The sequence below is a fragment of the Pseudomonas sp. Sample_24 genome, from assembly GCF_004307605.1.
GTDB lineage: Bacteria > Pseudomonadota > Gammaproteobacteria > Pseudomonadales > Pseudomonadaceae > Aquipseudomonas.
On sequence record NZ_RCNW01000362.1, the window covers coordinates 1 to 6,694 of the forward strand.

Consider the following 6,694-nt stretch of genomic DNA (forward strand, 5'->3'; position numbering starts at 1 on the left):
GCGGGCCTTGGCATCAACGATATCGACTTCTTCGAGCTCAACGAAGCTTTCGCCGCACAGGCCTTGCCAGTGTTGAAAGATCTGAAAGTGCTCGACAAGATGAACGAGAAGGTTAACCTGCACGGCGGCGCGATCGCCCTGGGTCACCCGTTTGGTTGCTCCGGTGCGCGTATCTCCGGCACTTTGCTCAACGTGATGAAGCAAAATGGCGGCAACCTCGGGGTCGCCACCATGTGCATTGGTCTCGGCCAAGGCATCTCCACCGTCTTCGAACGCGTTTAAGCGACTCGTTGATGGAAGCCGGGGCCAAGTGCCCCGGTTTTTGTTTTTCCGGATTTATTTTGTTTTTATTTTGAAAAAATTTGAGTGAGGGCCAAAGCATGCCGATACAACCAGGGCTCTACCAACATTACAAAGGTCCGCAGTACCGCGTTTTCAGTGTTGCGCGGCATTCGGAAACCGAAGAAGAAGTGGTCTTCTACCAAGCCCTGTATGGCGATTACGGCTTTTGGGTGCGTCCCTTGAGCATGTTCCTGGAGTCCGTCGAGGTTGACGGCGAACAGGTGCCACGCTTTGCTTTGGTGCAGGCCGAAGAAAGCCTTTTTACCAAGCCATAAGCTGAGTGCGCGCAAAACCCTGCGCTTGACCTCACCTTGTTGCCACTATATATAGCGGTGCCGCGTCAGGCGCCAACCGCCTTTCACTTCTCGAATTCAGGAATTTTCTGATCCATGGGCAAATCGCTGGTCATTGTGGAATCCCCGGCTAAGGCCAAGACCATCAACAAGTATTTGGGCAACGAATACGTGGTGAAGTCGAGTATCGGCCATATCCGAGACCTGCCCACCAGCGGTTCGGCTAGCGCCAGCAAAGAGCCCGCCGCCAAGCGCGGCAAGGCTGCTGCGGGCGAAGCGCCGGCCTTGTCGCCCAAAGAAAAGGCGCGCAAGCAGCTGGTTGCCCGCATGGGGGTCGATCCCGAGCATGGCTGGAAAGCCAAGTACGAGATCCTTCCGGGCAAGGAAAAGGTCATCGAAGAGCTGCGCAGGCTCGCCAAGGATGCTGACACCATCTATCTCGCAACCGACTTGGATCGCGAGGGGGAAGCCATTGCCTGGCACCTGCGCGAAGCCATCGGTGGTGACGACAGCCGCTACAAGCGCGTGGTGTTCAACGAGATCACCAAGAAGGCGATTCAGGAAGCCTTCTCCGAGCCGGGCGAGCTGGACATTGATCGTGTCAACGCCCAGCAGGCGCGTCGTTTCCTCGATCGCGTCGTGGGTTACATGGTTTCGCCGCTGCTGTGGGCCAAGATCGCCCGTGGTCTGTCGGCCGGTCGTGTGCAATCGGTTGCGGTGAAACTGGTGGTTGAGCGTGAGCGCGAGATCCGTGCGTTCATCCCGGAAGAGTACTGGGAAGTTCACGCCGACCTCGGCACCGCCAAAGGCGCCACTGTGCGTTTCGACGTCGCTCGCGAAAAGGGCGAAGCCTTCAAGCCGCTCAACGAAGCCCAGGCCATGGCCGCGCTTGAGAAGCTCAAGGCGTCCAGCTACAGCATCGTCAAGCGCGAAGACAAGCCGACCAGCAGCAAGCCGTCGGCACCGTTCATCACGTCCACCCTGCAGCAGGCCGCAAGCAACCGCCTGGGCTTCGGCGTGAAGAAAACCATGATGATGGCCCAGCGTCTGTACGAAGCCGGCTACATCACTTACATGCGTACCGACTCCACCAACCTGTCGACCGATGCCGTGGCGATGGCGCGGACCTACATTGAAGGTGAGTTCGGCAAGAAGTATCTGCCGGAAACTCCGAACGTCTACAGCAGCAAGGAAGGCGCACAAGAGGCTCACGAAGCGATTCGTCCGTCCGATGCCAACACCGAGCCAAGCAAGCTGTCGGGCATGGAGCGTGACGCTGAGCGTCTCTACGAGCTGATCTGGCGCCAGTTCCTCGCTTGCCAGATGCTCCCGGCGCAGTACCTGTCCACCACCGTGACTGTCGGGGCTGGCGATTTCGAATTGCGCGCCAAGGGCCGTATTCTCAAGTTCGACGGTTACACCCGCGTCATGCCACAAATCGCCAAGCCTGGTGATGACGATGTGCTGCCGGACATGGCCCAGGGCGATGCGATGAAGCTGATCAAGCTTGATCCAACCCAGCACTTCACCAAGCCACCGGCGCGTTACTCGGAAGCCAGCCTGGTTAAAGAAATGGAAAAACGCGGCATCGGTCGTCCTTCGACCTACGCTGCGATCATTTCGACCATCCAGGACCGCGGCTACGTGGCGCTGCACAACCGTCGCTTCTACTCGGAAAAGATGGGTGACATCGTCACCGAGCGTCTGGCCGAGAGCTTCTCCAACCTGATGGACTACGGCTTCACCGCCGGCATGGAAGAGCATCTCGATGACGTGGCCCAGGGCGAACGCGACTGGAAAAACGTGCTCGACGAGTTCTACGGTGACTTCAAGAAAAAACTCGAAGTGGCTGAAAGTCCGGAAAGCGGCATGCGTGCCAACCAGCCGGTGATGACTGACATTCCGTGCACCACCTGCGGCCGTCCGATGCAGATTCGTACCGCGTCGACCGGTGTATTCCTCGGTTGCTCGGGCTACAGCCTGCCGCCGAAAGAGCGCTGCAAGGCCACCGTCAACCTGGTGCCGGGCGACGAAATCGCTGCGGACGACGAGGGTGAGTCGGAATCGCTGGTGCTGCGTGGCAAGCATCGCTGCCCGATTTGCAGCACCGCGATGGATGCTTACCTGCTCGATGAAAAGCGCAAGTTGCACATCTGCGGTAACAACCCGGATTGCGATGGTTACGAAATCGAAGAGGGCACTTATCGCATCAAGGGCTACGAAGGTCCGAGCCTGGAATGCGACAAATGCGGCAGTGAGATGCAACTCAAGACTGGCCGTTTCGGCAAGTTCTTCGGTTGCACCAACCCGACCTGCAAGAACACTCGCAAGCTGCTGAAGAGCGGTGACGCGGCGCCGCCGAAGATGGACCCGGTGAAGATGCCTGAGCTGAAATGCGAAAAGGTCAACGACACCTACATCCTGCGCGACGGTGCTTCCGGGTTGTTCCTGGCGGCCAGTCAGTTCCCGAAAAACCGCGAGACCCGTGCCCCTCTGGTCATGGAAATCATCCCGCACAAGGATGAGATCGATCCGAAGTACCACTTCCTGTGCGAAGCGCCGAAGAAAGACCCGGACGGTCTGCCAGCGGTAATCCGCTACAGCCGCAAGACCAAGGAGCAATACGTCCAGACCGAAGTCGACGGCAAACCGACGGGCTGGAAAGCGTTCTACGACGGCGGCAAGTGGAAAGTCGAAGACAAGCGTCCGACTGCGAAGGCGTAAATCGTCGGGTACTGAAAAGGCCGCATGACAAACCTCGGGTTTTCATGCGGCCTTTTTGTTTTGTGCTTGCGGTCGGATCGAGTGATCCACGACACTGTCCGACCTGCATCAAGCAATTATTTCGTTGTGGAGGCTGCCGTCATGGCCCACGAACTCTATACCCGTACCAACCAGAAAATTTACTTCGCCGGCCTGTCGCTGGAAGCTCTCGCCAAGGCAGAAGAGGGACGAGCGATGAACTCCCTGGCGCTGATTCAGGCCGGACGCGAATCGGCGCTGTTTCACTTGTATGGGGCGCTGTTGGGGTTGTGTCATGAGATTGCCGGTTTCTATCGCTTGCCTCAAGCCAATGCGTCCCGGGCCGAGTCGTTGCTGACTCGTGAAGTGCTGGACAGCATTGCCATCCCGGAAATGGCGGAGATGTTTGAACTGGCCAACAACCCGGAAACCTGGTTGGCCAAGCTGCTGGCGGCCCACGCGGCGCTGTTTCAACCCCCGCGTGCACCGCACAAGCCTAAAGGCGACGTGACTCAGCCTTTGATCCTGGCGGTAAATCTCGATGAAGAGCAAGCGCCTCAAGAGCTGAGTCGTGAGGAGTTGGAGAGCTGGCGTCAGAATCTGAAGGGGTTGGCGATCCGCTTTCGTGAAGGCCTGAACGAGTGCTGACAGAAACAGTTTCGGGATGGCATCTGGTCAAGATCCCGAGCGAAGCATGGCTGATGCCTATATAATCCCCGCCTTTCGTGGAGAACAAACCTTTATGCCAACGTCCTTTCTAGAAATTGTTGAGTTACCAGACGGCCGTATCGAGCTGCGAAGGGCTGAGGACGAGGGTTCTCTGGTTACTTTGGATTTCTCCGAGGATGCCAAGGCGTTCCTGCAAGGCCAGCATGTAGAAGTTGCCAAGGCGATGTTGAGTGTCGGCGTGCAGATGGCTGGACGCCTGGTGGAAGGTGAATTCGACAAGGAAGAGGGTTCGCGGGTCCTTCATTGATCCCGTCTGTCGGTTTTTCACATTTCGATTCATATCGGCTTCTCTGTCCTTGGAGAAGCCCGGCGCGGCCCGAGTGGGCGCCACTTTCCAGTTAACCCAATCGAATATTCAAACTTTGCGCATCCCCGGTTCGAGCAGCGCTGATCAACTGATGTCGTGACGCTGTACTCAGTGGGTTCAACCAACTGACAACCGTATGACTGCGACCAAGGCGAAGGGCCTCGCAGGTCAGCTGCTGGGCGCTCTGTGTGCCACGTGGTTGCAACAGCAGAATGCGTTCGCGATTAAGTCCGGCATCCCGTAACCAGGCCTGGGTCAGGCTGGCAGGCGGGGCAATCAGTGTGAGCCAGCGGGCATCCTGTTCCTCGCTCAACTCCCTGAGAATCGGCGCCAGAAGGTTCAGGCAGTTCCCGGCAGCACCACGCAGAGACAATTCACTGAAGACTTCCGGGTCGGTGCTCCACGGCGACTCGACCACTTCTTTCAGTATTGGCTCCAGCGGCGGCGCCATGAACGCTTCGAACAGCAGAGGCAGTTGGGCTTGCTGTGGTGTGTGTGGGAACTGCATAAAGCCTCCTTTAGCGGCGAATGACGCCAACACTCAAGCCTTCGATCACCAGTTCCTGATCTTTAAGGTTCACTTCGATAGGCGCAAATTCCGGGTTTTCTGCAATCAGCCAGACCTTGCTGCCATCGCGCTTGAAGCGTTTGACGGTCACTTCGTCACCGATCCGCGCAACCACGATCTGGCCGTTGCGGGCTTCGCGAGTGGTATGGACCGCCAGCAAGTCGCCGTCGAAAATGCCGACGTCTTTCATGCTCATGCCATGAACCCGCAGCAGATAATCAGCCCGGGGGTGGAAGAACGCCGGGTTGATGTTGCAGGATTCTTCGACGTGCTGTTGGGCAAGGATTGGCGCTCCGGCTGCAACCCGGCCAATGATTGGCAGGGTAGAATCGTCGGCCTTGGCTTCGAAACCGGGAATGCGAATGCCGCGGGAAGCACCGGGGGTCATCTCGATAGCGCCTTTGCGAGCCAGCGCCTTGAGGTGTTCTTCCGCCGCGTTGGGCGATTTGAAACCCAGTTCCTGAGCGATTTCCGCACGGGTTGGCGGGTAGCCGTTGTCTTCAAGGCAGCGTTTGATGAAGGCCAGAATCTCGGCTTGGCGTGGCGTCAGCTTTAGCATATTGATCGCTCTGTCTTTTTATACAGTGACTGGGATTATATACAGTGAAACGGTCTTGGCAATGCCCCTTTTTTTACTGCCCGCCAGACGGTCGATAAGCCAATGGATTGAAGCTTTGCCGTTGTATGGTTAAATATCTGACTGACCGTTCCCAAAACGGACTGCCAGGCTTGACAAGGCACAGGCTGAAACGTATGTTTCAAACAAGTGTTTGTCAGGCGGAGTAGCCATGGCCCAGTCGGAAACCGTTGAACGCATTCTTGATGCTGCCGAGCAGTTGTTCGCGGAAAAAGGTTTCGCTGAAACCTCGTTGCGTCTGATCACCAGCAAGGCCGGTGTCAATCTGGCGGCGGTGAACTATCACTTCGGATCGAAGAAGGCGCTGATCCAAGCGGTTTTCTCGCGATTCCTCGGGCCGTTCTGCATCAGTCTCGATAAAGAGCTTGAGCGTCGTCAGGCCAAGCCTGAAAACAAGCCAACGCTCGAAGAACTCCTGGAAATCCTCGTCGAGCAAGCGCTGGTGGTCCAGCCTCGCAGCGGTAACGATCTGTCCATCTTCATGCGTTTGCTGGGTCTGGCGTTCAGTCAGAGCCAGGGGCATTTGCGTCGCTACCTGGAAGACATGTACGGCAAGGTGTTCCGCCGTTACATGATGCTGGTCAATGAAGCTGCGCCGCGTATCCCACCGATCGAGCTGTTCTGGCGCGTGCACTTCATGCTGGGTGCGGCAGCCTTCAGCATGTCCGGGATCAAGGCCTTGCGCGCCATTGCCGAGACCGATTTTGGTGTGAACACCTCCATCGAGCAGGTCATGCGCCTGATGGTGCCGTTCCTCGCTGCCGGCATGCGTGCCGAATCAGGTGTCACCGACACCGCCATGGCTACCGCACAATTGCGTCCGCGCAGCAAATCGACACCGGTTGCCGCCAAGGTTTGACCGCTTACGGGTGGGCGCGGCTGCTTACATCCGCTAAGCTAGCCGCCCATGCCGACTCTCGTTCTGCTCCCGCTGCCAAATAATGTCGCCGATCAACCGGGCACTGCCTGCGGTGGCGATTTGGCGCGAGCCGGGTTTATCGTTATCAAGGAATCTCTATGACTGCTGGCCTGCAAGGCTCGTTGATGGTGGACGTCGCCGGTACCTGGCTGACGGC

General features: G+C 57.7%; 7 protein-coding genes and 1 pseudogene. 6 read left to right on the forward strand and 2 right to left on the reverse strand.

The window, feature by feature from the left end:
* From fadA to D8V06_RS20800, 5 genes and pseudogenes are all read left to right on the forward strand, one after another.
* Window positions 1-282, forward strand: a pseudogene (gene fadA, locus D8V06_RS20780) (acetyl-CoA C-acyltransferase); the annotation flags it as partial.
* Between the two features lie 98 nt (window positions 283-380).
* A complete protein-coding gene (locus D8V06_RS20785) occupies window positions 381-617 on the forward strand; it encodes a DUF1653 domain-containing protein (RefSeq protein WP_007986363.1) in 237 nt (78 codons plus the stop codon).
* Window positions 618-731: 114 nt separating this feature from the next.
* Window positions 732-3,359 carry a type I DNA topoisomerase gene (topA, locus tag D8V06_RS20790; protein ID WP_130931700.1) on the forward strand — a complete coding sequence of 876 codons (2,628 nt, stop codon included), beginning with the start codon at window positions 732-734 and terminating at the stop codon, window positions 3,357-3,359.
* A 141-nt stretch (window positions 3,360-3,500) separates the two neighbouring features.
* The gene (locus D8V06_RS20795) at window positions 3,501-4,025 is read left to right on the forward strand and encodes a DUF6586 family protein (RefSeq protein WP_130931701.1); all 525 of its coding nucleotides are present in this window, start codon (window positions 3,501-3,503) and stop codon (window positions 4,023-4,025) included.
* 94 nt (window positions 4,026-4,119) lie between these two features.
* Window positions 4,120-4,353, forward strand: a complete 234-nt coding sequence (locus D8V06_RS20800; protein WP_046041430.1) for a hypothetical protein — start codon at window positions 4,120-4,122, stop codon at window positions 4,351-4,353.
* A gap of 91 nt (window positions 4,354-4,444) precedes the next feature.
* On the opposite strand, the gene sulA is transcribed toward D8V06_RS20800, so the two are convergent.
* Together sulA and lexA are read right to left on the reverse strand one after the other, a co-directional pair.
* Window positions 4,445-4,921 carry an SOS-induced cell division inhibitor SulA gene (gene sulA, locus D8V06_RS20805; protein ID WP_130907246.1) on the reverse strand — a complete coding sequence of 159 codons (477 nt, stop codon included), beginning with the start codon at window positions 4,919-4,921 and terminating at the stop codon, window positions 4,445-4,447.
* Window positions 4,922-4,931: 10 nt separating this feature from the next.
* Window positions 4,932-5,540, reverse strand: a complete 609-nt coding sequence (gene lexA / locus D8V06_RS20810; RefSeq protein ID WP_056857020.1) for a transcriptional repressor LexA — start codon at window positions 5,538-5,540, stop codon at window positions 4,932-4,934.
* Between the two features lie 229 nt (window positions 5,541-5,769).
* On the opposite strand from lexA, the gene D8V06_RS20815 reads away from it, so the two are divergent.
* Entirely contained in the window at window positions 5,770-6,477 is a 708-nt protein-coding gene (locus D8V06_RS20815) for a TetR/AcrR family transcriptional regulator (protein WP_056857021.1), read from the forward strand.
* The last annotated feature ends 217 nt before the right edge of the window (window positions 6,478-6,694 follow it).